Raw genomic sequence first — 26998 nt, 5'->3', positions numbered from 1 at the left:
TGTATTAACGGTTACTTCTATCAATAAAATTGAAGTTCTCTATTTTGCCTTAACCTTTTCATTACTATTAATGTTTAGGGATTTGTTATTCTTCTAAGATAAAAAGAAAAAACCTGAATTTCGTGGCTGTAAGGCGTCTTTACCTTTATTAGCAACAAAAGTTTTGAAGTGGAGTGCGGAGCCGATGACCTTAGTGTTTGGAAAGCTGGGGCTTACTACTTGTCTGTTAGCCGTTCTTGCCGGTTGTTCTACACCTACTGATTCTACGTCAGGGGAAGTAGCACCAGAAGATTTGGCTACCGCTTCAGGTGAAAATATGCCTGTGCGCATTGACGGTTCTAGCACAGTATATCCAATCACTGTTGAAATGGCTGAGCGCTTTAAGCAAATGAAGTCTGCTGACAGCTTAGAGATTGCCATTAATTTTTCAGGTACTGGCGGTGGTTTTGACGAATTCTGCCAGGGCGCAACGGACATTAGCAATGCATCTCGTCCGATTACCCAGGAGGAGATGGCTGAATGTAGGACAAACGGAGTGCAGTATGTTGAGCTACCTGTTGCCTTTGACGCTTTAACAGTAGTAGTGAATGGCGAAAATGCTTGGGCTCAGGACATCACTGTAGAAGAACTCAAAAGTCTTTGGGAATCCAGTGCTGAAAATTCAGTTACCCGTTGGAGTCAAATTCGCCCAGACTGGCCGGATGAGGAAATTCTGTTATATGGTCCTGGTGAAGACTCTGGAACCTTCGACTATTTTAACGAAGTGATTATTGGTGAAGACGATGCGAGTCGGACTGACTACGTCAGCAGTGAAGATGATGATGAGTTAGTTCAAGCTGTTCAAAGCGAGCCTAACGCGTTGGGCTATTTTGGCTATGCTTACTACAAAGAAGCTGGAGATAGTTTGAAAGCTCTCGCCATCGATAGTGGTGATGGGCCGATGTATCCCTCTGGAGAAGCTATTCGTTCTAATGAGTACCAGCCGTTGGCACGTCCGCTCTTTATTTATATCAGTGCAGACTCGTTAGATAACAATCCGATGGTAGCGGAATTTGTCGAGTTTTACATGGCTAATACTCGTACTGTTGTGACTGATATTGGTTATGAGCCGCTCCCTAACGAAGCTTTTGGCATTGCTATGGATCATCTGGTTAACCGCAAAGTAGGCAGCGTGTTTGATGGTAAAGCTCAACACGATCTATCTATCGAAGCGCTTTTAGAAAAGGAAGCCGCTTTTTAACTCAGCTTTAGAGAGTCATCTTAGGCTATCTTAAAATCCGTGTGTCAGAACCTTTTAGACAGCCTTCACTGAACACAATAATGTCTCACAGAACCTGAGGCGGTTCCCTAGATATTCCAGGTTGCAATAGCAGACTAGGCTGAATAGGTTCGATACTTGCAAACGCGCTCCTGTTCCAACATTCTCCCGGTTACAAACAAGCAGGCTTGTCCATGAAGATGAGCTGACAACGCCGCCACAGGAGGGGTTAGCGGCAATGCTTGGGATTAAGAATGCTGGCAATTGCTTGCTGGGATAATGCAGCAGCAAATGTCTCATCTAATGGTAAATGCTTGACCAGTAGACGATAGTAGATGGGTCCGTAGAGAATATCCATGGCTAGCTCTGGGTCCAGGTCCGGGGCAAATTCGCCGGATTTAATGCCTTGCAAAATCACCTGGCGAGCGGCGGCGCGTCGAGGGTTGAGAAAGCGATCGCAAAAACTTTCTAAGGCTTTTGAATCACACTGACCCTCAGCGATAATTTGGGTCACAATCCGTCCCACATCACCGCCCATAATCTTGACCACTTGCTGCATCTGCAGTGCCAACGATTCAGCCGCAGTCTTGGTTTCTGGGAATGGCAGACAGGCCTCTACCTGAGCCAAAAACGCATCGATCACCACCGCCGCCTTGCTAGGCCACCAGCGATAAATCGTCGTTTTACCCACACCCGCTTCACGGGCAATGGCCTCAATCGATAGCTTACGTACGCTGCAATGCTGCAGCAGGTTCCAGGCCGCCATCAGAATGGCCTGCTTCGACTCGACTGAGCGCGGGCGTCCGCGCTCAGCTTTAGCTCCTCCTCGCGGCATACCTTTTTCCTCAAACGTTTCAGGATGTTTTGATTATACATACGATACGAACCGTACAGAAATTTCAGCAAAGGGATTGACACTTCCGATACGGATCGGTTAAAAAATAAATATACGAAACGCAGCGTTTTTATTTTAAGTGCGGTTTCGAAGGTGCAGCGACGTAATCTTCCAAACGTTTATTGGATCAACCAATGGTGAAGCGAGAAGAGCACGAAATTCTAAAAATCACCGCTGTGGCCGTTGCCCTATCGGCCTTATTAGAGCTGGTAGTTATTTTTTAGGATGGATTTGCAATTAAATCTGCAAGACCCATGCAAACGTCCACGAGCATTTAGCCACAGATAGTTAGGAGCTATAAGATGATGACAACTAAACGGGCATTGGTAACTGGTGGGAATCGTGGAATTGGCTTTGCGATCGCACAAGGTCTCCTCGCCAAAGGTTACGACATAATCCTCACCTCACGCTCCCTCAATAGCGCCAAACAAGCCGCCCAAAAACTCAACGGCAACGTCATTCCCCTCGAATTAGATGTCAGCGATGATCGCTCCATGGAGCAAGCAGTTCAGAACCTTAAATCACAAGGCATTAACCACCTGGATGTACTAGTCAACAATGCCGGAGTTTACCCCGACAGTAACGTCAACATGCTGACAATCTCTCGCGAACTGTTGGATTCAGCCATGAACACCAACACCTTTGGAGTAATCCGCATGGTGCAAGCTGTCTTGCCTTTGCTGGAAGCAGCAGACAAAGCCAGAGTGATCAATGTCTCCAGCGGCATGGGAGCACTGGACGGTCTGACAACCACAGCCCCCAGCTACTGTCTTTCCAAGCTGGCACTCAATGGTGCCACTATCATGCTGGCCCAATCGCTTCGCTCTAAAGGTATTGTTGTTAATGCTATGTGTCCAGGCTGGGTGAGAACCGATATGGGAGGCGCGTCCGCGCCACGGACACCAGAACAAGGAGCGGATACGGCTATCTGGTTAGCGACCGAAGCATCCGATCAGGAAAATGGTAAGTTTTGGCGCGATCGCAACGAAATCAATTTCTAAAGGTTAAATGGAGAGACGTTGCATGCAACGTCTGTACACCCCAAAAATTGGTCCCGAAAGGAAAAATAATGCTATGAAAGCAATTTGGTATGAACAACCGGGTAAGGCATCAGACGTTCTAAAATATGGCGATGTGGAACAGCCAGAACCCAAAGCCGGTGAGGTACGGGTCAAAATTCATGTTTCCGGCGTTAATCCCTCTGATACTAAGTTTCGCAGTGGTTGGATGGGCTTAAAACAACCCTATGCCAAAACCATTCCCCACAATGATGGTGCCGGAGTAATTGATGCCGTCGGTGAGGGTGTTTCTTCCGAGCGTATAGGAGAACGGGTGTGGATCTATGAGGCCCAGCGACAATCTGCATTTGGGACAGCGGCAGACTATGTGGTGGTACCTGGCCACAAAGCCGTGACTATGCCTGAGGCCCTTGATTTTGCCTCAGGAGCTAGCCTCGGTGTTCCAGCGATGACGGCCCACTTTGCTGTGTTTAGTGATGGCCCGATTACTGACAAAGTAGTGCTGGTGCATGGGGGGGCCGGTGCAGTTGGCAGCTATGCCATTCAGCTGGCTAAGTGGGGTGACGCGAAGACAGTTCTGGCCACAGTGAGTAGTGATGAAAAAGCCGCTGTTGCCAAGCAGATGGGGGCTGATTATGTAATTAATTATCGGCAGGAAGATGTCGTTGCTCGGGTCAGGGAGATTGTGGGGAAGCGGGGGTGCGATCGCATCGTCGATGTCGCCCTGGCAGCCAACATTGATATCAATGCCAAACTTGTTGCCCACAATGGTGTGATTGCCACCTATGAGTCGGGTAATGCGCCCACAGTAAAGATTCCCTTTTACGAATTGCTCTACAAAAATGCGGCCCTACGCACAGTACTGGTTTATGCCATGAGTGAGGCAGCCCATGAAGCAGCTGCAAAAGACATTAATCAGGCTATTCAGGATGGGGCGCTTCAGTATCTGATTGCCGCCCACTATCCCTTAAGTGAAACCGCTGTGGCCCATGATGCGGTGGACAGTGGCCAACTCATCGGCAAGGTTGTGATTGATGTCGTTTAAATCATCTAATACCAAATCCGAATTCAGGCACCCCAATGCAAAATGAATAATCTCGTAGGGGCTTTGCCTTGTACATGTCCATCGATATCGAAGGCCATCAGCCAGGATTTCTATAAATCGCAATCGAAGGAGAAAACCAAGCTGTCTATGATGCGATGGACAGAGGCAAACTCATTTTCAGGTCTTAAAAACGAGAAGCATTTTCTGTTTCGGCGGTGGCTTCATCTCCTTTGCCGAAGAATGCAGGAAAAGGTTTGGGAATGGTGACAGCCTTTTGGGTAGCGGGGCGAGCATCAATGCGATCAAACCAGGCTTTTAAATTGTCCAACCCCTCTATCGAAACCTTGGCCCAGGGGTAAGACCGTGCCCAGGGATACGTAGCAATATCCACAATGGTGAAGTCATCACCCAGCAAATAAGCTTTACCTGCAAGTTGCTTATCTAACACCTGCAACAGTCGTTGAGACTCAGTCACATAACGATTGATCGCATAAGGATCTTCGTGCCCCTTAGGGGCTGCTATGCGCTGAAAGTACATGGCCTGGCCCATCATTGGGCCAATGCCAGACATTTGGAACATCAACCATTGCAGAGCCTGCGATCTTGCCCTTTCGTCCCTAGGCAGAAACTTCTGGTATTTCTCTGCTAAGTACCAAAGAATCGCGCCAGATTCGAAGACAACAAAATCATGATTGCTTCGATCGACAATAGTAGGAATACGACCATTAGGATTGAGCCGCATATACCACTCAGACTTCTGCTCTTTTTTGCCAAAGTCGATATATGTCAGTTCGTACTCAACCTCTGCTTCTTCGAGAAAAATGACAGGTTTCCAGCCATTCATCGTGGAGGCTGTATAGAGATGGATATTGGGGATAGACATAGGGATTTCCTGGCGGGCGATGACTAAAAACTTAAAAGGTATGGACAGCAAGCAAATAGCCCAACAAAAGCGGGACTCATGACATTTGCTGCTGACGTGACTTAACATAATCAGGTAAGTCACTAGAGTCAACCAGTTTACTTTTAGTAACCACATCTCCCATGGGCACTTCTTTAGGAATCACTACCGATGCTCAAGGCCGTAAACACGTTTCAGAACCCTGTCTGGAACCTTGTCCGATTGAACGAGGCATGAGAGTTTTGGGTGGAAAATGGAAGGGGTCGATTCTCTGGCACCTAAAAAATGGCCCGGTACGCTTTAACGATTTGGCACGGCAATTGGGTGGAGCCAGCAAGAAGATGGTGGTGCAGCGACTTCGCGAAATGGAGGAAGCGGGCTTAGTTAGGCGGGAGGTGGTGAGCGATCGACCTATTGCTGTTACATATCAACTCACTGAGTTTGGCCATACTGCGCTAGGCTTTTTGGCAGAGCTCAAAAATTGGGCAGAAACAAACAATATCTAGTCTCTCTGCCTAACTACGTTGTAACAGCGGAGCACAGACCGTTAATCAAAGTCCAAAGTTGCTGCCGCTGTTGAATTCTAATGTTGTATCAAACAGATAAATTAATCAACAGAAAGAGATGATGTCCTCCGGTGGAGATGGGTTTACTCCAATCGTTGGGCTCAGCATAGTGGCATTTGTGCAGATCCTGGATAGTCAACCGCACGGCGGTGAGACCGCCAAACACCAGGTGGCGGAGATTTTTGTATTGATGCTCGGGTAGTGGCTCGGTGTTAAGAGCGGACGTAACTGCGCCCTCTCGAAGTTGCAAGATCAGGCCGACCTGCGTCAATCAAAGCTTGATCTCGAATCCGGCAAGAATCACATAGCCCACAGGGCTCTTCTCCTCCTTGATAACAAGACCAGGTTTGCTCAATGGGCACCCCAAGCTTGAGAGCCCGATGCACAATGTCTACCTTGGAATCCATTACCAACGGAGCGATGAGCTTAGGTGCTTTCCCTTCCAGTCCTGCTTTAGACGACAATGTGGCTAGATGCTGAAAAGCGGCTAAGTATTCTGGTCGGCAATCCGGATAACCAGAATAGTCCACCGCATTGATGCCCAGATAAATTGCCTCCGCGCCTCGGGCTTCAGCCAGGGAAAGAGCAATGGCGATAAAAACAGTATTGCGACCAGGCACATAGGTCGAGGGAATCTCATCCGGTTTTACACCGTCGGTGGGTATCATCATCGCTGGATCTGTCAACGATGAACCACCCCACTGGGCCAGGTTTATATCCACAACCTGATGCTCCCGAATGTTCAAACTGGCTACCACTTGTCGAGCCGCTGCTAGTTCCCGCTCATGCCGTTGTCCGTAGCGAAAAGAGAGAGCAATTAAGTCATAACCATCTGCCATGGCCTGGGCTGCAGACGTTGCCGAATCTAACCCGCCTGACAGTAGAACAATCGCTGTCGGGTTCATCCCTACCTCACTCCTAAAAACTTATGGGTTTGTAAGCTGATGCGCCAGTCAGGATGTTTCAGAACATAGTCAAAAATGAGGGATAGGCTATCTAGGCTATTCCATTCAGGTTGGAGCAACTTGACAGCATCCTTGGGTACTCTTTCAGCCTGAACTTCGGCCCATTCCAGGTCTCGAGCATCCGCAACCACCACCTTTAACTCATTGACCTGAGGGTAGATGCTCTGATGCGGTAGCTTAAACTGTTTGGGCGAAAACGATACCCAATCAAACTGGCCACTGAATGGATGAGCCCCAGATGTTTCCAGGTGGGTACGCAACCCAGATTCCTGAAGATTTTTCGACAGCTGCGACAAATTGTGCATCAAAGGCTCACCCCCTGTAATGACAACCATGTGAGGATTTACGGCTGTTGCCTGCTTGACTAATGTCTCAATCGTTTGTTGTGGATGGTGCTTTGTTGACCAGGAATGTTTTGTATCGCACCAAGGGCAGCCCACATCACAGCCCGCTAACCGAATAAAAAATGCACTCACACCAGTCCAAACTCCCTCACCCTGAACGGAGTGGAAGGTTTCGACAATCGGCAATGTTTGAGTGGGTGCAATGGTAGGCATCATAATTTTGTAAACATCATTAAGGGTAACGTTAGTCGTCCTCATATTCGGCCCAGGAGTTAGGGGTTTCTGAAACCGCTACCTTCAGCCGAATCTGCTCTGGCAAATCTTTTTTAGTTTTGTCGTAGATATACTGAGCAATCATTTCAGCCGTAGTTTCATAGCTATCGGGCAAAACTTCGTTGAGTACGCAGTGGTCTAACCCGCCTTTCAAAACGTCCCTTTTCGCCCAGCGCAATGTGCGGAAGTCTGTCACCATGGCTGGATGAGGACAAAACTCAGATGCATGCAGTTGATGTGAGGTCGCTTCAACACGTACTCGGTAGGTATGACCGTGCATCCGACCGCAGGGACCATCGTAGTCGCGGATATAGTGGGCCGCATCAAATGTGAACTCGGTCTTTAGCTTCCACTTGGGCATATCCCTTCTTACCTTACTTGCCTTGTGCGATCGCGTATCCTACCGCAGTTGCTCCTGTCAGTAGATATGCATATCACGCTACATGTAGAAGCCTAAACTTTTATAAGCCCCTATCTATAGTGTGAGCCCAAATTATAATCCGTGCATCAATGAGTTTCAAATAGCCAGCCCCTGCATAACAACATCCACCAACGAATCCACAAAGGCTTCTGTCAGCGGCGCATGCTTCAGCAAAAGACGATAGAAAAGAGGACTGTAAAGAGCATCAATCATCACGTCCAAATCAACATCCGCTCGCAATTCTCCCCGTTCAATCCCTTGCTTGAACACCTGACCACCATGATTACGACGGGGCATCAGCCAATTTTCACGAAATGCCTCAATCAGCTCTGGATCGGTTTGCCCACCCCCAATCAGCATCGCAATCATCTGCCCACGGGAACTGGTCATTACAACAACCAACTGCTTCATCTGCTGTCGGATATCCTCTTTCGCCGACCCCGTATCAGGAAAGATCAGCTCCGAATTAGTCGCGGCAAAAAAGGCATCCATCACCAGCCGAGCTTTACTGGACCAGCGACGATAAATAGTTGGCTTACCCACACCGGCCTTGACCGCAATGGCCTCAATCGTCAGGTCATTAAAGCCCACATCTTCCATAAGTTCATAGGCTGCCTCCAAAATCCGCTGCCGGATTTCTTCAGAACGAGGACGCCCTGGCCCTCTAGATACCTTGGATGCCGATGTTTTACCCATATCTCTTGATAGAACCCCCTTGACAAAAATTATGAGGTCAAGATAGTTTAGTTACGTGACGTAACGATATTAAATCAAAAATCAACCCAAAGCAAATTCGGCGGGAAAACCCGCTTCAAGTGTCGATTGTTATTCTCAATTAGTTTACGGAACGTAACGGAAATAAAATAAGTTCACTCTATTCAAGATTGCGAACGAAAACCATGAGTTACTTAAATCCTCGCAGGCATTACATACACCGAGAGTTTCCGGTCAAATCCCCTAGGCGGTTACCCTTTCCTCGCCGTTACAAGCTCTTTTTGCTCACCTGGGTCGCTATTTACCCATTAATCACAGCCATTCTCTGGTTATTTAGTCCCTTCCTCAATACCCTGCCATTACCGCTCAGAACGTTGATTCTCACCGTTGTATTGGTTTATCTCATGACCTACATCATCATGCCTAGACTCCAGCAACAATTTCGTCGATGGCTCAACGCTGACAGCTAACCTCTACCTCACAAAATACAATGACGTCTCCAACATCTTCAGAACAACGAGTTCAAAATCAGCGCGGACATCACCTCAACTATGTCCCCCATATTGGCCTTACGGCCCCGGATGATGTGCTCTTTCTAGAACACGCTGGACGTGACCCAATAGACCAAATTAAATTTATTGCTGAGCAAGGCTTTGCAGGGATTGAAGACAATTTTCTCAAAACCCGTCCGGTTGAAGTTCAAACTAAAATCGGTCAAGAACTTGAACGCCATGGTATGCACATGGGTTGTTTTGTTAACAACTTAGAGCTAGGCCAGCCCACCTTTGTCAGTGATGCCCCTGAAGCTAGAGAGATATTGCTACAACAGCTTCGAGAAACGATCGAAGTGGCCAAACGAGTTAATGGTAAATATGTGACAACCCTATCTGGACCTTTAGATCCACGTCTAGATCGGAATTATCAAACAGCAAATATGATTGAGAATCTCAAATACTGCGCGGAGCTAGCTGAGTCCGCTGGCATTGTCTTGGGTCTGGAAGCAATTACCGGGCGCTGGTGGCATGGCACCTTTATGACCACCATTCCCCATGCTTATCTCATTGTCAAAGCAGTTAACAGCCCAGCGGTGAAGCTTGTTTTTGATACCTTTCATGTTCAGATGGAAGGCGGCAACATCCTTGAGAACATTGACCGTGTCTGGGATGAGATCGCCTGTTTTCAAATTGCTGATGTCCCAGGGCGAGTGCAACCTGGCAGTGGCGAAATCAACTATCACAATATCCTCAAGCATATTTATTCCAAAGGATATACCGGGTTGGTTGAGATGGAGCATTCTCTTTCCCAACCTGGTTTAGCAGGAGAGCAAGCCGTTTTGGATGTCTACGATCAGCTTGATTCAACTCTTGCAGGTTGAGAGACCAGCTCCCACACTGGGTTTTGAACCCATCGCTAATTGGCGGCTGTCGCTCAAGCGACAAGATTGGCTTAGAAATTTCTTTACCTACTGAGAAGACAATGAATCCTAACACTTCAAATCAAAACACCCACCCATCTACCCAGTTTCTCATTGGGGGAGAACTTCTGGTCAATCGTCTTGGCTATGGAGCCATGCGCCTGACTGGACAGCCGGGTAATTTTGGTCCCTATGCCGATTGGGAGGGTGGTAAGCAACTTTTACGTCGTGCTGTTGAGCTGGGTGTTAACTTTATCGACACGGCTGAAGCTTACGGCCCTGGGACCAACGAAGAGATTATTGCCGATGCTTTGCATCCCTATGGGCCAGATTTAGTCATTGCCACCAAAGGCGGTATTCATAAACCCGCTCCCGATAATATCCAGGCCGATGGCCGTCCTGAGAGCCTACGACGTGGAGTGGAGGGTAGTTTACAGCGGCTTAAGCGAGAGACTATCGATCTTTATCAGCTTCACCGCCCTGATCCTAAAGTTCCATTTACTGAGTCAATTCAAGCTTTAGCAACACTGCAACAGGAAGGCAAAATTCGTCACATCGGTGTTTCCAATGTTACTTTGGAGCAACTTCAAGCTGCCCAAAAGATTACTGCCATTGCCTCGGTGCAAAACCGCTTTAGTCTGATGGACCGCAGCCATGAAGCAACTCTGGACTATGCCACAGCCCATAATATTGCCTTTATTCCTTACGGTTCCCTTGGCGCTCATCCGTTACGACGTGGGGCACCGCTAGCTCAAACTGAAGGCATCCTGGCTCAAATTGCCCAGACCCATAATGTTAATTCGACCCAGATTGCTTTAGCATGGCTGCTCCATCGTGCTCCCAACATTCTGCTAATTCCGGGTACTACGATGATTGCCCATTTAGAAGACAACGTTAAAGCTACTACTATCTCACTTTCTGATACAGAATTAGCTCAGCTCAATTCTCTTTAGATGTAACTGTCCCACTGATACCGTTGGCTGAGCACCGATAAGACACCACATTTAATGATTGTCTCACTCTATCGGCTCTTTTGTAAGATTGATACCTCAAAGGCCTGTAGATTATCGGCTAAGTCAATTAATTTTCCTGCCTCATAGTGAGTGGATAACAGCACTGTCCAACTTTCACCATCAATGGTGACATCTCGTTTAAAGGGTTGTTCGTAGGAGAAATTAATGGCAACTAAAACTGTCTCTGTCTTTGTTTCCCGCAGATATACCATGTGCTCATGGGGATAATGCACCAGGGTACGCCATTTTCCCCAACGCAGTGCTTCACTCTGTTTGCGCACCCGTAATAGCCGACGATAAAAGTTCAAAATTGAATCCGGATTTTGCAAGGCTGTTTGTACATTTAATTCTGGGTAATTAGCATGAACAGGCAACCAGGGTTCTATATCCTGGCCAAAACTAAAGCCTGCATGGGACCCACCATCCCACTGCATGGGAGTACGGGCACCATCACGGGAGTCGGGGGTTTCTTCTGTTTCACTTTGGACCACGGCCCGATCTTGTAGTTTCTCTTCGGGGATATCGGTGTTGTCTACCATACCTAGCTCCTGACCATAGTAGAGCAGGGGCGTACCTCGGACAGTCAGCAACAAGGTGGCTGCAGCTTTAGCAATAGCCTCAGAATCAACGCATAGACTGCAGTCAATCCAGCGAGAAAGATGTCGAGGAATATCGTGGTTGTCAAGGAAGTAGCAAGGCCAGGCACTAGGTTGTATGGTAATTTCGTTTTTCTCAATTTCTCGCTGTAGATAGCCGGGATACCAGGGACTAAAGGGAAATTCAAATGTAATCGCTAGATGTAGTTCATCTTGATCCACACCGTGAAAAATGACAGAGTCGTAAAGACGATTATCAATAAACGTTTCGCCAATTAGAGCACGATCGTCATACTCCTCTAAAACCGCTCGAATTTCTCGAATAATTCGATGGGTTTCTGGTAGATTTTTGTCATACAAATGGTGATAGTTGTTGTAATTATTTCTGTCAGTTGCCTCATACTTGAGCGGATTATCTCTAAAATAAGGGTCTTTGCTGTAGACGCTAGATGCATCTAGACGAAAGCCATCTACACCTCGGTCTAGCCAAAACCGAATAATGTCATAGATGGCGGCTCGAACATCCGGATTATGCCAGTTAAGATCCGGCTGATTTTCGTTGAAAGTGTGAAAATAAAACTGATCGCGGGCTTCACAATATTTCCAACCGGTCCCCCCAAAATAAGACTGCCAGTTATTCGGTAGCTTTTGTCCTGCAAACGGTGTTTGCCAAAGATACCAATCTGCTTTGGGATTCTCGTGACTAGCAGATGATTCTAAAAACCAGGGATGCTGATTGGAGGTGTGATTAATGACCAGATCCAAGATAATTCTAATACCCCGCTGATGGGCTTTCTCCAGCAGCTCGTCAAAGTCTTCTAAGCTACCAAATGTAGGGCAAATATCCTTGTAGTCGGCAATATCATAGCCATTGTCCACCATCGGTGAGGTATTAATGGGAGAAAGCCAAATAGCATCGATACCCAAGGATGTAGCACTATCTGGATCGCCATCATTGAGGTAGTCTAAGCGTCGAATAATGCCCCGTAGATCACCCGTACCATCTTGGTTACCATCAGCGTAGGTTAGTGGATAAATCTGGTAAATAACTCCCTCTTGCCACCATTTTAGAGACTGACTGGGTTTAACCATGGGGAGACTCCACGCTACAATCGGCTGCTAGGGAAGTATAGCGATTAAGTATCCGATTTTACATTTAGTGATTATTTCTCAAAGGCTCTTCCTAATCCTTGGTTTCTCTACAAGTTTATTTACAAAACCTTTTGATACCTAAGAGAATAACAATGGACCTTCTGGAGCGATAGTAACTTGCTAGCCTGGCTGCCTCAACTGAGACGCGAAATATGGATTCTGGCAACTGGCCAACTGCTGTTGTACATCGGTCAAGGGTTTACCTTAGTTTATGCATCGATTTACTTTGTCAATGAGCTGGGCTTTTCGCCCACCCAGGTGGGCTTAGCCTTAAGCGGCAGTGGTCTGGCTGGGGTGGCCGGTCGATTTTGGTCAGGTTATGCGATTGACTCTGAGTATTGGGGTCGTCGTGGCACCTTGATGCTGTCGGCTGTGATTACAGCGTTAGCCTGTTTTTGTTTGGCCTTTGCCCATAGTTTTGGGCTGTTGGTGGCCGGTAACATGCTATTGGGTTTGGGGGTGAGTATATACTGGCCCGCAAATTTATCGGTGACAACAGACTTGACCACTGTCGAAAATCGGACTGAAGCATTTGCGCTGACGCGCTTGGTGGATAACCTGGGTTTGGCTCTGGGGGCGCTGCTGGCCGGACAGTATGTGGCGATGTCCGGCGACTACAGCATTCTGTTTATTCTCAAGGGATTAACCTATCTTTTATTTGCTGGCGTTATTTATGTGGCCATTGAGGAAACACGACAACCTCAGAGCGATGTGCGTAATGTATGGCAGGATTGGTGGCAGGCACTGTGCGATCGCACCTTGCTCACCTATCTCAGCGCTAACATTATTTTCACCATCTACGCCGCCCAGCACACCAGTACACTCCCCCTCTACTTAGCCAACTTTATCCCCAGCGGCAATACTGAAACCGGCTTCTCAGAACAATGGATTAGCTACTTTTTTGTTTGGCAGGTGTTTCTAAAAATTGTCCTACAGCTGCCCATTACCCGTTTAGTCAAAGTTATCAACCAAGTCTCTGTGCTGCTCATCGCCCTAACCCTCTGGAGTTTTGCGTTCTTTCTCCTTTGGGTAGTCGGCATCACCCCCACCAATGCACTCATCATTACCATTAGTGCCTTTAGCCTGATAGCCCTGTCGGAAATTCTTTACTCCCCGGCAGGCATTTCGCTGCTCGGCGAAATGGCCCCCACCCATCTACGGGGTATTTATTTCTCCTTAGAATCCCAATGCTGGTCCATTGGCTTTACGGTGGGTCCTGCCCTTGGCGGCTGGGCACTCGATCACCCTGAGACCCTGGGAAACAATTTATGGCTGTATCTGATTACTGGAGGATTTGTCGCTAGCTTGATTTTGGCGGTGTTAAAACAACAAATAGTGACTGTTGGGGAGCCTGAGGAGCAGGTTTCTTTTCAATAAAACAGGCCCCGCCACAGCTGTTGTTAGCATTCGCTGCAGCTAGAGACGGGGATACCATCGCTGATGCCACACATTCATAAAATTCTAGGGACTCGGTTGAACAAATAGTGCAGCCATGACAGCGCTCGGGAGCCGGTAGTTTATGGACTCGTCCTTTATGGATCAAGTAGCTGAGCATTCCCCGTAGGGCATTGGCATCGATACCAAATCGCAGCTCCATTTGAGCCAGGGAGACCTTATGTTGCTCAGCGATATAGTTTTGCAGTTCACTTAAAATCATAGGGAAAAAGCGGAGAACCCAGAAACAACCCCTTTAATTCTCTTATTTTCTAAAAGAATTAAAGGGGTTAGAAGCAGATTAATGGGCAATCTGTTGTTTATGGACTTGACGACTGGGGCGGGCAAGTTTTAAGCCCCCGTAGGTCAAACCGAGCACGAGGACAATAATCGCAGTCCAGGCGATAGACTGACCTGGATGTTGTGCAAAGGTGCCCAACTGGTAAAACAAGGTGGCGGTTGCATAGGCCAAACCTGTGGTCCAGCCGCCCACAAAGGCGGTCCAACCCCAGTTGGTTTCTCGGTAAACTGCCCCCATAGCCGCTACGCAGGGGAAATAGAGCAACACAAACAGCAGGTAAGCAAACGCGCCGACCTTACCGTCAAAGCGAGCTACCATCGCGCCAAATGTGCCCATGCCGACTTCCTGTTCTGTTGCCGCTGTTTCCAGCTCACTAACGTCACCAACGCTCAGACCCAGCGGGTCTAACAGCATGCCTGGAACTTCTGACAGATTGGCGGGAATTGAAGCAAAGGCTTCACCCATTCCTCCCCAAAAATCAAATGGTTCATCGGCCACTTCAGCTCCATTGGCGGTTTGTTCACCTAAATCTCCATAGATTGAGTCTAAGGTACCAACAACGGCTTCTTTCGCAAACACGCCGGTAAAAATACCAACGGTGGCAGGCCAGTTGTCTTGATGGATGCCAAAGGGCTCAAAGATCGGGGTCACGGTGCGACTGATGCCGCTGAGGATGGAGCGATCGCTATCTTCATTACCAAAGGAGCCATCGACGCCAATGGAATTCAAAATGCTCAACACCATCACCATCAGGACGATGACTTTACCGGCGCGGAACATAAAGCTCTTCAGCCGTTCCCAGGCCCGCAACAATACACCCTTCACCGTTGGTAGGTGATAGGGGGGCAGCTCCATTACAAAGTGAGAGACCTGCCCTCTTAACAAGGTACTTTTAAGCATTAGCCCGGTAAAAATGGCCATGGCAATGCCAATTAAATACAGCCCAAAGACTATGTTCTGCCCAGCCATGGGGAAAAAGGCGGCAGCAAATAGGGCATAGACCGGCAGACGGGCACCGCAGGACATAAACGGATTCATCATGATCGTCAGCAAGCGATCGCGTTTACTTTCCAGGGTGCGGGTGGCCATAATCGCAGGGACATTGCAGCCAAAGCCAATCAACATCGGCACAAAGGATTTACCTGGCAGCCCGATAAATCGCATAAAGCGATCCATGACAAAGGCAGCCCGTGCCATGTAGCCGGAATCTTCTAATAGGGCCAAAAACAGAAAGAGAATACCAATAATGGGAATAAAGGTGGCAACGGTTTGAATACCACCCCCCATACCATCGGCAAACACCACAATCAGCCATTGGGGTAGACCCATGCGGCTCAGCAGTTCCCCTAAACCATCGACAAAAATGGTACCTGCGGCGATGTCAAAGAAATCGATAAAGGCCCCACCCACATTGATGGTGAGTAAAAAGAGCAGGTACATCATGCCCAGAAAAATGGGAATGCCGAACCAGCGATTGAGAACAATCCGGTCTAACTTGTCGGACGTAGTACTGTCCACTTCGTGGGTGCGTTCTGCCGCTCCCAATACCAGCTGTCGAATCCAGCCGTAGCGGCTGTCGGCGAGCACAATATCAATGTCCTCTTGCTGTATCTGGCGGATTTTGCGGCGGTTTTCAGTGGCCAGCTTCACCAGAACAGGATCCCCTAAGCTGGGGGCTACCTGGTTGTTTTGTTCCAATAGCTTGAGGGCCAACCAGCGAGCATCGGCGGGAGATTGGGTCTCCCGCTCCAGAATTGGCGGCATCAGAGATGCGATCGCATCTTCGACCACAGGCGGATAGGCCACATAGGGATGGGGTTTCGCCGGATTATGTAACTCACGATCCAACACCTGAGTCAAATTCTGGAGCCCCTGTCCCCGCGAGGCCACCATAGTCACCACTGGACAGCCCAACCGCTCCGATAAAATCGTCGAATTAATCTTTAGACCCCGATCCTGGGCCATATCAGTCATGTTGAGCACCACCACCATGGGTAAGCGCATCTCCATAATCTGAGTGGTCAGATAAAGATTACGCTCCAGATTGGAAGCATCCAAAATATTGATCACCAGATCAGCCGCACTGGAGAGCAAATAATCGCGCGCCACCGTTTCATCTAGGCCCGACTGCTCATCGAACGTATCCAAAGAATAGATTCCCGGCAAATCTACCAGAGTAATCTGCCAATTCTCAGACTGAAAATAACCCTCTTTGCGTTCCACAGTCACACCGGGCCAGTTGCCCACTCGCTGATTGGTGCCTGTGAGTTCATTAAAGAGCGTCGTTTTGCCACAGTTAGGATTACCGATCAGACAAATCGTTCGCTTAGACATGATCGATAGACTCCACAATCAAGGTATCGGCTTCCACTTTGCGTAGACTGAGATGAAATCCCCGCACCTCTAATTCCACTGGGTCTCCCAAGGGAGCCTGACGGGTAATGGTAAATTCGGTGCCAGGGACTAACCCCATGGCCAGCAGCTTTTGACGGTAGCTACCAGACCCCTGGTCATACCCCGTAACGCGACCTTGACTACCCACCGGCAGGTCGCGTAGATGAAGGCGTGTATGCATTGACTTCTCCTGAGTAACGTGTTGACTAGACGAGATTTTCAGATCTGCTTGAGCACGGGAGGGATCAGATGTGGTCGGAATCACCGACTGTCGAACGTAAATTTTGTCGGCAACATCGATGCCCAAGCCCAATCGGGTATTGGCAACGGCAACCATAATCGAGCCACCAGCGGTTTGATTAATTACCTCCAGCTCAGTGCCACGATTTAACCCCATGCTGATCAATCGCTGTCTTCCCTCTGGCCCAGCCGTAAAGCCGACTATCCAAACCAGATCTCCAACATGGGCCTGGGATAGGGGAAAGGAAGTGGATGCCTCAGTGTGAGATAACACCTGACTATCCGACATTGCCTCACGCACATCTGGCTGTTCCAGTGATCCTCCTAAAAAGGTGAACCAACCATGGCGATGACGTTGTTGCCTGGGCCTGTAGTCCATAGGGCGCGCTGACTCCTTGTTGAAATTAAGTCTCAATAAATTTGGATTTCATAGTTTGCTCTTAATAGTCCTCATGGTTTGGATGTTGATCGTGGACTTCAGTTCTGTTTGACCAAGGACCACAGAAGCGCTTTAAAATCAAGGTTTTCAGAGAGACTTATCAAAAAACTTTGCGGACGATAGCCATGTATGACTAGGCTCCGTAGAACAGTTCGCAAAATATTATTGACATTCACTCCTAAGCTTAAGTTAGTAGAATTACCTAAGTAACCTCAGGGCTTTTAATTTTCTCTTAATAAATTTGTTTTTATTTCTTGAGAATATTTTTATGTCGTCCATATCTCTTTAAAAATCTCTAAACTCGGTAGGGACGACTTGCCCATAGCTTTGGGCATTGCATCTATGAACATAGTTGAACTATCTAAATACTGAGTTTTGTCTGGATTTTATCTTTAAATTTCATCTGTGATTTGATCTCATTAATTGAGGTTTTAATCTGTAAACACCATCATCAAGTAAATCATCGCTGAAGTATAGTAGAAGCTATTTTCAAGAGAGGCCATCAAGCTCAAATGAGATTCTTGATTTTGTTGCCTGTCTGCTTTTCTGTGATCAAACAAGCCACTTAATTATTGATTTTTTCTTTCGCTAAGAATGGCCAGAGTAGGTAGTTTAACAAGTTAATTGTTGTTTAATTGAATTTGTTGAGATCAACAAAAACTGATCAAAATCTTTGAAAATTCTTGATAGGCTAGTAAAGTAGATCCGAAATGTATCAAAGATATTTTTTCAGCAAGGTCTTTTTTAAGTTGCCAACTTGGCTTTTGATGCATGGAGTCCTTTATGAACAAAGTTTCTTGACATTAGTCCGGACAAGGAGAGAAATACTATGGCAGCCCATCTACCCCAAAACGTTGGTTTAAGAGCACGAGTAACAGAACTCACAGGCCTAAGTACAGGCCAGGTGATTACCATCGGTGTTGCCACCGTTGCCCTCACCCCCATTGTGCTGCCAGTGTTACGGCCCGTGCTAAAAGCCACCATCAAAACGGGAGTGACGGCCTTTGAGAAAACCAAACAGGCCATCGCTGAAACAGGAGAGATTCTGGCGGATATTGCGGCGGAAGCTAAGGCAGAGGCTAGAACCGACTCACTGAAGGCTGTAACCCAGGCTGGGCCAGTTCAATCTGCTGCCAATGAGAATTAGACGTGTCCCTTGACAACACCATGCTCACAATACGCAGTACAGCCCAAAATTAAAGGAGAGGTTTGATAATGGCTGATGAATCACAGACCTTAACGGCATCGGGTACAACGGCTCAGCTGGGGCAATTTTTGGATGAATATCGTGAGGTAGCTCTGATCCTACCGGTTTTGGCAGGATTGTTTGTCACCAGCCGATTACGGTTACGTGGTGCCAACGCCTTGATTGTCAATTTGACCATTGCTGCGATCGCACGTCAGGTCATGCACCAGCTTAAGCAAGAGGCTGTCGTCAATCCAGTGGAAACCAATGGCGCAGCAGCCAGTACCAACGGCGCTAGCAATGCTGAGACCGATGAAGACTACAAAGTTCTGCACTCGGTGCCAGGACGCATTCGGTTGCGCGTTCCACAAATCCAGGAAGACCGCAATTTTGCCAAACGGCTCGAAGCATCCCTCCTAGCTGACCCGATTGTCTCGGGGGTGCGGCTCAACCTGGCGGCGGCTTCAGTGGTGATTCAGTATACGGCCAGCGGGCTATCGGAACTAGACCTGGGGCTGCGTCTATTGAAAATCTTGGAGCAGGCTAAACAAACCGAAACCTCCACACCAGCCGATGCAGTCCTCTAGAACACTATGACCGAACACCAGTTACCGGTTGATGCCATAGCTCCAACAGTCCCCTGGCAAGTAGTGCATCACATCCCAGGACGAGTGCGGCTGCGGATTCCAGCCCTGGTGCCTGCCAATGCACTCCAGACAGCCATCGAGCAAACGGCTGGCATTCAGTCAGTGCGGATTAATCATGCCGCTCGCTCCATGGCCATCTGCTATTCTCCAGCAATAGAGACCGCGCTCCAACATCTGTTGGTGACCCTTGAGCAACAATATTGTCTGCCAGCGGCCTATCCGTCAGCCATGGTGCCGCCGCCTGCAGCGGCTCAACCACCAACGGGAGATTGGGATGGTCTCAAGCTGCCGGTACTAGCCGTGGGGCTATCCCTGGCCAGTCGTTTGTCCTGGTTGCCAGGGATGCGATCGCTAACCATTCTCACCCTACTGGCTGCGGTATATCCGGTGGGCCAGCGAGCCGCCAAGAGTTTAGTCAGCGATCGTAAATTTAACATCGACTGTTTAGACCTGCTGGCCCTGAGCCTGGGGGCCTGGCAGGGCAAACTCCTCACCCCGGCGCTGGTGCTTACCCTGCACGAACTCGGGGATGCCATCCGCGAGCAAACAGCCCGGACCACAGCCGTCCAAGCCGCCAATTTAGAAGATGCGATTGGTCACTTTGCCTGGGTTAAAGACAGCGCTGATACCACGCCTCGACAAATTCCTAGCAGTCAGGTCCAGGTAGGGCAAACGGTGGTGGTCTACCCCGGTGAACAGATTCCAGTGGATGGGGTTGTGCTCAAGGGAAATGCTGTGATTGACCAGCAAAGTTTAACCGGGGAAGCCATGCCCATTGCTAGCCAGACCGGGACCCAGGTTTACGCCTCCACCCTGGTGCGCTCCGGTCAACTGCACATCCAGGCCAAACGGGTGGGGAACAATACCCGCGCCGCTGCCGGTCTAGAACTGCTACGCCAGGCTCCGGTCCACGATACGCGGATGGCCAACTATGCTCAGCAGGTGGCCGATCGGCTGATTCTACCGTCACTGCTGTTGGCCAGCATTGTGTTGTTAACAACCCGTGATACGGCTCGCACTGCCGCCATTTTGACCCTGGATTTTGTCACGGGCATTCGCGTTTCGATTCCCATGGCCTTTTTGAGTGCCCTCAACCATACCACTCGGCACGGTGTACTCATTCGCAGCGGGCGAACGCTAGAACAGCTAGCCAATGTTGACACGATTGTTTTTGACAAAACCGGCACCTTAACCCAGGGAAGAATCACAGTTGTTGACATCCAACCAGCAGCCGGATTGAGTGCTTCTAGAATTTTGCAGCTAGCCGCGACGGCTGAACAACGGCTTAATCATCCGGTAGCCGAGGCCATTACGCAGTTTGCCCTCACCCAACAGATTCCCGTATTAACCCGAGATCATTGGTCCTATGAGGTGGGTTTAGGAATTAAAGCCCAGATTGAGGGGCATGAAGTTTTGGTAGGTAGCGAACGATTTCTGCGGCAGTCCAACATTCAGGGGTCGATCTGTTCTCCATCTCCAGAGACAGCGACTAACTCACTAATTTATGTGGCCTGTGACGGTCAGTTTCAGGGCACCATTCACTACAGCGATCCCCTACGTTCAGAAAGTACTGAGTTAGTGAAGCGGCTGCAAAAGGAGTACGGCATTAGCCTTTATTTATTAACTGGAGACAACCCACAACGGGCCGCCCAGGTGGCGCAAGAGCTAGGAATTGAAAGCCAGCAAGTGTATGCTGAAGCATTTCCTGAGCAAAAAGCACAGATTGTTCGAGATTTACATAAGGCGGGCCACACGGTTGCCTTTGTCGGGGATGGTTTGAATGATTCCATTGCCCTGGCCTATGCCGATGTGTCCGTGTCCTTTGCCCGAGGGGCTGAGGTAGCGCGTGAAACGGCAGATGTGGTGTTGATGGATAACCACTTGTTAGACTTTTTAGAGGTAATTGCGATCGCACGGCAAACCCGCAGCCTGATTGAACAAAACATCGGCCTGGTGGTGCTGCCCAATTTAGCAGCGCTAGGGATTGCCACAACTCGCGGTCTCAGCCCGCTGCTGGCCACCGGCATTCACAATGGCTCAGCGATTATTGCGGGATTAAACAGCCTCAGACCGCTGCTGCAGCATCAGCTCAATCCTCAGCGGATGGCCAGTTAGGGCAATAAGCACAGAGCAAAGATGCAATGAATGCTAAAAATCGCTATAAAATGAGACCTAGATACTCAGCATTAGGGTAAACATTCTCATGGGAGTGTGGACAAAGCTCGGTTCAAAGGCATGAGTCTTTCAACCTAACTATCCTGTCAATCAGTAGCAAAGTTCCAGTTCGATTTAAGTCTCATCTGAAATGCAGCCAAGCCGGGTTCTATGTCTCTTATTCATCTAGAAAAGTCAGTTCTAACCTTTCACCTGCGCGAATTTTTGGAAGATGGTCATACTAGCAATCAGCTGGCCTTGCTGGGCCTGGGCATGATGTTACTAGGGCCAAAACTGTTGCCAACAATCGCTAAGGCATCGCGCCCGGTTGCCAAGCAGCTGGTTAAAAGTAGCCACTCCTATCGACCCCAGATGACTCTCACGGAATGGGTGAATCAATCCAGGCAAACCGCAACAACGACTGCACATCAAGCACCAACCTCAGCGGCCCGCCAGTCGTAGAAACCAGGGGCAATCAGGGATGTCCTATCATTCTCCAAAGTCACGAGCTTACGGCATTTGTTCTCAGCCCTAACAAATTTCAGCCCGCGTCTCGCCTGGCAGCTACAATCTTGCCAGCTGGGTTAAACTGGCGTGCATCATTTGATTACTCTGGCCTGAGACCGAGAACGCCAGGGCTTCACGATAAACTCGCTGGGCTGGGTGGTCGCTAAAGTTAGCCGCTCCCCGCGATACAATCACGGCCCCATGGCCGCACCGCACTGCCAGGTCAATGGCCCAGGCGCGCAAACGCAGTCTCTCCGCCGATGGGGTGGCCAATGTTCTGTAGGTGGCCTCTCGACATTGGTTCACTTCACTGCTGAGTCGTTTATAGGTCTCACCAATAGCAGGCAATGCCGACGACTGCGCCTTTGCTAAAATATCTAACCCCCCCTGAGCGCAGCCCAGGGCAAAGCAGTTGTGGGTGAGGGGATAGCCCCGATCAGCGGTTTGAATCCAGCCAGGCGGTTTAATATCCAAAACCAGTGCCTGGGGGGCCAACCAGTTTTGTAATGTGGCCGTAACGGTTTGCGTCGATGCTAATGCCGCTAGCTGCATGGGTTCACTAAAGGTCAGGGCCGTCTCTACGGGATGAAAAGGAGCCAAGACAAACACAGCCCGGCCATCCGGCAGCTGTGCCGCCAACATCCAGTGTTGAAAAATGCCAAACCCAGTAATCCAGGGCACCATACCGTTAAAGACATAGCCGCCAGCAGTCTCCTGGGCCATGACAGGCTGTTGTTTACGGCGTAAGTGAGAGAAACCCACACCCAGACCGATGCGACCTGAGATCGCAGCCCGCAAATACTTTTGTTTTAGCTCCAGGTTGTCAGAATTCGACAACTCCTGAACACACCGCTGATGCTGGCTTTGCAAAAACACCAGCGCTCCCGAGTAGCGGGCTAACTGTTCAGTAAATTCGTAGATTGCTTGAGCCTCCCAAGCTTGGCCACCCCACTCTTTTGATGCCTTCAGCCCTAAGCATCCATGGCTCCCTAATGCTTGAAATGCCCGGTGCAACGACATTGGCTCCCGATCTAACTGAGCCGCCTGGGGAGCAATCAACGTTTGCAATAAGGTCTGAACAGCCGGATGGGTAACAACAGATGGGCTCATTGAGGCAGAAATAACAGGGTCATACTCCAATGTAGCGGCTGCAGCCAGACGCCTCAATCATGTTGCTGGGTCAGACTGAGATTCAGGTCTTCAGCATCAACGGCTCCTAAATCTTTAAGGCTGACTCGCTGCACTGGATCAATGCCGGTGATGCCCTTGATTTGCATGTTTTCGTAGGGACGTTGGGGTTTGATTTGGCGGCGGGTTTCGTCAATGATGTTGATGATGTGGATCGCACCACTGCGATCGCAGCTCACCAAATTACAACTATCCGACATAAACACCAGGGATTGAATCCCCAGCGGTTGACCAATGGTCATTGGCATCGCCAGTTGTTTTACCTTCCAGGTTTTCGGGTCAGCCGTCCGAGTCTCCCATACATAAATCAAATGGTCGTCACTGCCAGTCGCCATCCAACAACCATCTGGACTAAAGGCAACAGATTTCACACCAGCTGTGCGATGTTGCTCCTCAAAACAATGCAGACATTCCCCCGTCTCCACATCCCAAATAATCACCTTGCCATCATCGCTACCGCTGGCTAACAGTAACGGGTGAGCAGGCTGAGAACTGTGGGCAGGTCTAAAGGCCACTGACCGAATCCGATGCTGATGCCGCTGCTTAAATTTACGAATCGACTGGCCTTTGATCACATCCCAGAGATAAATCGCTTTATCATCGCCACCGCTAGCTAAATACCGACCATCCGGGCTAAACGCCAAGGTTCGAATCCAATGTTGGTGCTGATCAAAGGTATGCAACTTTATCCCCGTCGGTAACTGCCAGAGATGGATTTGCGTATCATCGCCACCACTGGCCAACATCGTACCGCTAGGATTAAACGTAACCGTGCGCACCCAGTGCTGATGCGCTGTCAGCACCTTGACACAGGAGCTATTCTCAAGATTCCAAATCCGAACCGTACTGTCGTCACTGGCGCTGGCCACCCAGCCTTGGTGGGCGGCCACACTCCACACTCGGCCCGTATGCCCCGCTAAGTCTCGGATCGGAGTATTGGGATCTCCTTGGGAGCACTGCCATAACTTAATCCGCCAATCATTCCCCCCACTCACAATTAAATCCAGCTCGGACTCATGGGCAGAGCGTGGGAGCACAGCAACCGACCGAGTGCCCATGGCAAAGCCCCGCAAGATTTTGATGGGCTCAATCGGAGGCATCGGTCTATTCTGTCTGGGAGATACCTTGGATAAAACCACCGAACGATCATCGCCACCACTGGCCAATAGGGTCTGGTGATTGTCTTGGTAAAAGGCAACCGACCACACTCGGCTTCCATGGATTTGGGATTTACCAATTTGAGTCATTTTCTGGAAATCCCACAAAATCACCGTGCCATCGTCGCTACCACTCACCATATAGCCACCGTCCGGACTGACGGCAACCGAGCGCACCCGATCCGTGTGTCCCCTTAAAATCCGAACACAGATTTGAGCGTCAAGGTCCCAAATTCGAACGGTTTGGTCGTCACTACTGCTGATTAAATAACGGCCACAGGGGGAGAAGGCGATCGCACGAGCCCAGTTTTTATGTCCCACGGCTGCCGATGAGATAAAAAGTCGTTTTCTAGCTTGCCAGTCCCAAACCCGGACATTGGTGTCATCACCACAGCTGGCAATCCGACTGCCATCGGGGCTAAAGGTAATGTATCGCAGCGTTTCATTGCTAGTCGGCGTAGCTGGTTCAATATCATGCTCTTGTAACCGCGCTAATTCCTGACCTGTCCGTTCATCGTATAGATACGTCGTGGCATGACTACAGCAGGCAACAATTTCCTGGTCAGGGTGAAACGCCACTGAACGCACCCAGTCTGGAAAGCCGTTCTTTTCCCACACTAAGGAGATATTGTTGAGGCTAGGATGCTCATCAGGACTCGGGTGAAACCGCCAAAGCCTTAATTTGCTATCATCTCCACCCGTGGCGATCAGGGTGTTGTCCCGATTAAAGGCCAATGAACGCACCCAGCCTAGATGCCCCTGCCAGTACGTGCGTTTTTGATAGGTCAGCGCATTCCAAATGTGAATATGACCATTGGTGTCTCCAGCGGCCAAATAGGGTGCTGCAAGGGCATTAAAGCTAGCAGATTGACTAGTAAACGCCACTGACACCACATCACTGAGCATCTCGGTAAAGACAGATTTCTCTAAGTTGCAGTGGTTAAAATTAGTGCCGGTAAGCGTGACCCCCTCCAAATCTGCTTGCCAGATCGCCAGGTGTGAAAAATCTTTATGACTTAAATCTTTGCGTGCTTTGAGTTCTTTGGAGAGTTGAGCCATCAGATTAACTAAGTTACCCCCCAAATAACCAGTTTTATAAACGGCATTAGTATGGTGGGTATTCAAAAAGATTTCCAGTTTTTTCTGAGTTTCGATGGCGCTACCATAGGTTTGTCTAAGGGCATCTAGCACTGGTTTCAACAACTTTTCTGTTTGTTGCTGTCGCACAGAGGGTGCAGCATCGGCCTTGAGCAGAGAGTGTTCATTGAGTAGTCCCCCCTCAGCCATATGCTGGTCAGCTAGGGAACTCAGCTCATCCACCACCCGTTTGACCAGGTGTTGAGTGACATATTCCATCACCGTTGGCTGTAGGGTAAATTCTGCACCTGCCGACCTAATTTCAATCAATGACCGATGTTCTAAAGAACGTAGCGTAGAGACGAGATCTTGTTTATGGGATAGAGCAACAATATCAGCTTGCAAACTGGCAAACGTTACCGGCAGACGGTTAATGGCCAACCAGTACATGGTCTCTTTTTCTAGGAGAGAAAGGCGATTAAACTGCTCTTTGAGTACATCCCGTAGGTCGTCAAACACCAGCTGTTGCTGGTCTAAAAACTGTAGAATATGACCGGCAAACAGATCTTTAATAGTGCCCGTAGCTAACTTGAGCGCCAAAGGATTACCGGAATAACTATCAATCAGCTGGGTTTTGTCAGCATCATTTCCCTGCAGCGGACCGATATCACTTAAAAGATGATGAGCTGCCTGAGAATCTAGCCCGGCTAGAGGTAAAATGCGTACGCTGGCATGTTCCCCTTCGAATGGAATCAATTCCCGTGGTTTTTCACGACTGGTGATGACGACACAGCTGTGTTGTGAATTTTCCAGTTGAGAGCTACCCACTTTTTGTAATAGCTGGCGGTAATATTGATAGTCTTCGTGTTTGTTCCCGTGGGAGTCCAAAACACCAGCCTGTGGATGTCGAGAAGACTTTTTAGTCGGATTAGTCTCTGTGCCAAAGACCTGGTCAAACTGATCTAAAACAAGCAGGCAACGCTTTTGTGCCAAGAGGTCAAACAGATCTGCAATGGTGGCGTTGATCGGACTATCCGGCAACGACTCCAGCAGCGCCTGAAATGAATCAAACTGTCGTAGCGATCGCCAAATTACTAACTCAAATTCAGACTTTACTTGCTTGATCAGCTCTAACACAAGAGCGGTTTTGCCAATCCCACCGATGCCGGTAATGGCGAGTAAGTCACAATGATCCCGACGCATCCACTGACATAGATTTTGGAGTTCCTTTTCACGGCCAATAAACGAGTTGACCTTGGGAGCATTGCCCAAATCAATATAGCTTTGATGTTGCAGGGGTCGCTCTGCCTGAGCTGTCAGCAGTTTGCGCCTCAGAATCGCCAGCTTTCCTGGCCCCTTCCGCTCAATCTCAAATTTGCGGTAAACCTCCCCCAGACGTTTACGCACCGCTGCATGACTGATGTTGAGTCGCTGAGCGATCTCAGCCATAGATAGACCAGCCAACGCTAAGGTTAATGCCTGTTTTTCCGCCTCAGTGACTCCGTAGGCCTTAGCGGCTGAAGTCATAAACTCTTCCGAGATGTCGGGCTCCACCATAAACTCCACATTTTAAGTTCAGAACCATGCACTCATGCTGCCTGGCATACACCTACCGCGATTGACCAGACACAGCTGAGGGTTGACATTAACCGTCTTTGCTAGACTACCTCACATGAGTGAGAAACCAAGCCTGAAGTT

General features: G+C 49.0%; 25 protein-coding genes. 13 read left to right on the top strand and 12 right to left on the bottom strand.

All coding sequences use genetic code 11. From position 1 onward, the window contains the following. Nucleotides 1-184: 184 nt before the first annotated feature. The gene (locus N836_RS58755) at nucleotides 185-1240 is read left to right on the top strand and encodes a PstS family phosphate ABC transporter substrate-binding protein (protein WP_023074182.1); all 1056 of its coding nucleotides are present in this window, start codon (nucleotides 185-187) and stop codon (nucleotides 1238-1240) included. A gap of 247 nt (nucleotides 1241-1487) precedes the next feature. On the opposite strand, the gene N836_RS58750 is transcribed toward N836_RS58755, so the two are convergent. Then, nucleotides 1488-2093, bottom strand: coding sequence for a TetR/AcrR family transcriptional regulator (locus N836_RS58750; protein ID WP_023074181.1), 606 nt, complete (start codon nucleotides 2091-2093; stop codon nucleotides 1488-1490). Nucleotides 2094-2455: 362 nt separating this feature from the next. Between N836_RS58750 and N836_RS58745 the strand changes: the two genes are divergently transcribed. Further along, on the top strand, nucleotides 2456-3154 hold the full coding sequence (locus N836_RS58745) for an SDR family NAD(P)-dependent oxidoreductase (protein WP_023074179.1): 699 nt from the start codon (nucleotides 2456-2458) through the stop codon (nucleotides 3152-3154). A gap of 73 nt (nucleotides 3155-3227) precedes the next feature. Then, on the top strand, nucleotides 3228-4217 hold the full coding sequence (locus N836_RS58740; protein ID WP_031293320.1) for an NADPH:quinone reductase: 990 nt from the start codon (nucleotides 3228-3230) through the stop codon (nucleotides 4215-4217). A 184-nt stretch (nucleotides 4218-4401) separates the two neighbouring features. Here N836_RS58740 and N836_RS58735 read toward each other — a convergent pair whose 3' ends face one another. Then, the gene (locus tag N836_RS58735) at nucleotides 4402-5100 is read right to left on the bottom strand and encodes a glutathione S-transferase family protein (protein WP_031293319.1); all 699 of its coding nucleotides are present in this window, start codon (nucleotides 5098-5100) and stop codon (nucleotides 4402-4404) included. 161 nt (nucleotides 5101-5261) lie between these two features. Here N836_RS58735 and N836_RS58730 point away from each other — a divergent pair, with 161 nt between their 5' ends. Next, entirely contained in the window at nucleotides 5262-5624 is a 363-nt protein-coding gene (locus N836_RS58730; protein WP_023074176.1) for a winged helix-turn-helix transcriptional regulator, read from the top strand. A gap of 118 nt (nucleotides 5625-5742) precedes the next feature. Next, nucleotides 5743-5886, top strand: a complete 144-nt coding sequence (locus tag N836_RS76625; RefSeq protein WP_023074175.1) for a hypothetical protein — start codon at nucleotides 5743-5745, stop codon at nucleotides 5884-5886. Nucleotides 5887-5896: 10 nt separating this feature from the next. Here the strand turns inward: N836_RS76625 and queC are convergent, their stop codons facing one another. The 4 genes from queC to N836_RS58710 all read right to left on the bottom strand — a co-directional run bounded on the left by queC (nucleotide 5897) and on the right by N836_RS58710 (nucleotide 8383). Further along, nucleotides 5897-6589 (bottom strand): 7-cyano-7-deazaguanine synthase QueC, encoded by a 693-nt coding sequence (gene queC, locus N836_RS58725; RefSeq protein ID WP_023074174.1) that lies wholly within the window; start codon nucleotides 6587-6589, stop codon nucleotides 5897-5899. 2 nt (nucleotides 6590-6591) lie between these two features. Continuing rightward, entirely contained in the window at nucleotides 6592-7209 is a 618-nt protein-coding gene (locus N836_RS58720; protein WP_200867442.1) for a 7-carboxy-7-deazaguanine synthase QueE, read from the bottom strand. A 28-nt stretch (nucleotides 7210-7237) separates the two neighbouring features. Beyond that, entirely contained in the window at nucleotides 7238-7627 is a 390-nt protein-coding gene (locus N836_RS58715) for a 6-pyruvoyl trahydropterin synthase family protein (RefSeq protein WP_023074172.1), read from the bottom strand. Between the two features lie 156 nt (nucleotides 7628-7783). Next, a complete protein-coding gene (locus tag N836_RS58710) occupies nucleotides 7784-8383 on the bottom strand; it encodes a TetR/AcrR family transcriptional regulator (RefSeq protein WP_023074171.1) in 600 nt (199 codons plus the stop codon). Nucleotides 8384-8586: 203 nt separating this feature from the next. Between N836_RS58710 and N836_RS75990 the strand changes: the two genes are divergently transcribed. The 3 genes from N836_RS75990 to N836_RS58700 all read left to right on the top strand — a co-directional run bounded on the left by N836_RS75990 (nucleotide 8587) and on the right by N836_RS58700 (nucleotide 10768). Beyond that, nucleotides 8587-8871, top strand: coding sequence for a hypothetical protein (locus N836_RS75990; RefSeq protein WP_152532204.1), 285 nt, complete (start codon nucleotides 8587-8589; stop codon nucleotides 8869-8871). A 20-nt stretch (nucleotides 8872-8891) separates the two neighbouring features. Further along, nucleotides 8892-9776 carry a hydroxypyruvate isomerase family protein gene (locus N836_RS58705; RefSeq protein ID WP_023074170.1) on the top strand — a complete coding sequence of 295 codons (885 nt, stop codon included), beginning with the start codon at nucleotides 8892-8894 and terminating at the stop codon, nucleotides 9774-9776. Between the two features lie 101 nt (nucleotides 9777-9877). Beyond that, nucleotides 9878-10768 (top strand): aldo/keto reductase, encoded by an 891-nt coding sequence (locus N836_RS58700; RefSeq protein ID WP_031293316.1) that lies wholly within the window; start codon nucleotides 9878-9880, stop codon nucleotides 10766-10768. 68 nt (nucleotides 10769-10836) lie between these two features. Here N836_RS58700 and N836_RS58695 read toward each other — a convergent pair whose 3' ends face one another. Next, nucleotides 10837-12516, bottom strand: a complete 1680-nt coding sequence (locus N836_RS58695; protein ID WP_023074168.1) for a glycoside hydrolase family 13 protein — start codon at nucleotides 12514-12516, stop codon at nucleotides 10837-10839. A gap of 177 nt (nucleotides 12517-12693) precedes the next feature. Between N836_RS58695 and N836_RS58690 the strand changes: the two genes are divergently transcribed. Beyond that, complete coding sequence (locus N836_RS58690) at nucleotides 12694-13953, top strand: MFS transporter (RefSeq protein ID WP_023074167.1); 1260 nt, start codon at nucleotides 12694-12696, stop codon at nucleotides 13951-13953. On the opposite strand, the gene N836_RS0138645 is transcribed toward N836_RS58690, so the two are convergent. From N836_RS0138645 to N836_RS58680, 3 genes are all read right to left on the bottom strand, one after another. After that, entirely contained in the window at nucleotides 13877-14233 is a 357-nt protein-coding gene (locus tag N836_RS0138645) for a FeoC-like transcriptional regulator (protein WP_031293315.1), read from the bottom strand. The genes N836_RS58690 and N836_RS0138645 overlap by 77 nt on opposite strands. Before the next feature lie 78 nt (nucleotides 14234-14311). Next, nucleotides 14312-16645, bottom strand: a complete 2334-nt coding sequence (gene feoB, locus N836_RS58685; protein WP_023074166.1) for a Fe(2+) transporter permease subunit FeoB — start codon at nucleotides 16643-16645, stop codon at nucleotides 14312-14314. Further along, entirely contained in the window at nucleotides 16638-17324 is a 687-nt protein-coding gene (locus tag N836_RS58680; RefSeq protein ID WP_023074165.1) for a FeoA family protein, read from the bottom strand. The genes feoB and N836_RS58680 overlap by 8 nt, the downstream gene beginning before the upstream one ends. 889 nt (nucleotides 17325-18213) lie before the next feature. On the opposite strand from N836_RS58680, the gene N836_RS58675 reads away from it, so the two are divergent. The 4 genes from N836_RS58675 to N836_RS58660 all read left to right on the top strand — a co-directional run bounded on the left by N836_RS58675 (nucleotide 18214) and on the right by N836_RS58660 (nucleotide 21833). Then, nucleotides 18214-18531: a DUF5132 domain-containing protein gene (locus tag N836_RS58675; RefSeq protein WP_023074164.1), complete on the top strand. Its 318-nt coding sequence runs from the start codon at nucleotides 18214-18216 to the stop codon at nucleotides 18529-18531. A 68-nt stretch (nucleotides 18532-18599) separates the two neighbouring features. Further along, nucleotides 18600-19157, top strand: coding sequence for an HMA2 domain-containing protein (locus tag N836_RS58670; protein ID WP_023074163.1), 558 nt, complete (start codon nucleotides 18600-18602; stop codon nucleotides 19155-19157). A gap of 6 nt (nucleotides 19158-19163) precedes the next feature. Further along, entirely contained in the window at nucleotides 19164-21332 is a 2169-nt protein-coding gene (locus tag N836_RS58665; RefSeq protein ID WP_023074162.1) for a heavy metal translocating P-type ATPase, read from the top strand. 210 nt (nucleotides 21333-21542) lie between these two features. Next, on the top strand, nucleotides 21543-21833 hold the full coding sequence (locus N836_RS58660) for a hypothetical protein (RefSeq protein WP_023074161.1): 291 nt from the start codon (nucleotides 21543-21545) through the stop codon (nucleotides 21831-21833). Nucleotides 21834-21935: 102 nt separating this feature from the next. Here N836_RS58660 and N836_RS58655 read toward each other — a convergent pair whose 3' ends face one another. Both N836_RS58655 and N836_RS58650 read right to left on the bottom strand, forming a co-directional pair. Then, nucleotides 21936-22988, bottom strand: coding sequence for an acyl-CoA dehydrogenase (locus N836_RS58655; protein WP_023074160.1), 1053 nt, complete (start codon nucleotides 22986-22988; stop codon nucleotides 21936-21938). Between the two features lie 53 nt (nucleotides 22989-23041). Continuing rightward, complete coding sequence (locus N836_RS58650) at nucleotides 23042-26857, bottom strand: NB-ARC domain-containing protein (protein ID WP_023074159.1); 3816 nt, start codon at nucleotides 26855-26857, stop codon at nucleotides 23042-23044. Nucleotides 26858-26998: the final 141 nt, after the last annotated feature.

Source organism: Leptolyngbya sp. Heron Island J, from assembly GCF_000482245.1.
Taxonomy (GTDB): domain Bacteria; phylum Cyanobacteriota; class Cyanobacteriia; order Phormidesmidales; family Phormidesmidaceae; genus Leptothoe.
The sequence above is the reverse complement of the archived record's forward strand: the minus strand, read 5'-3'. Positions and strand labels throughout refer to the sequence as shown.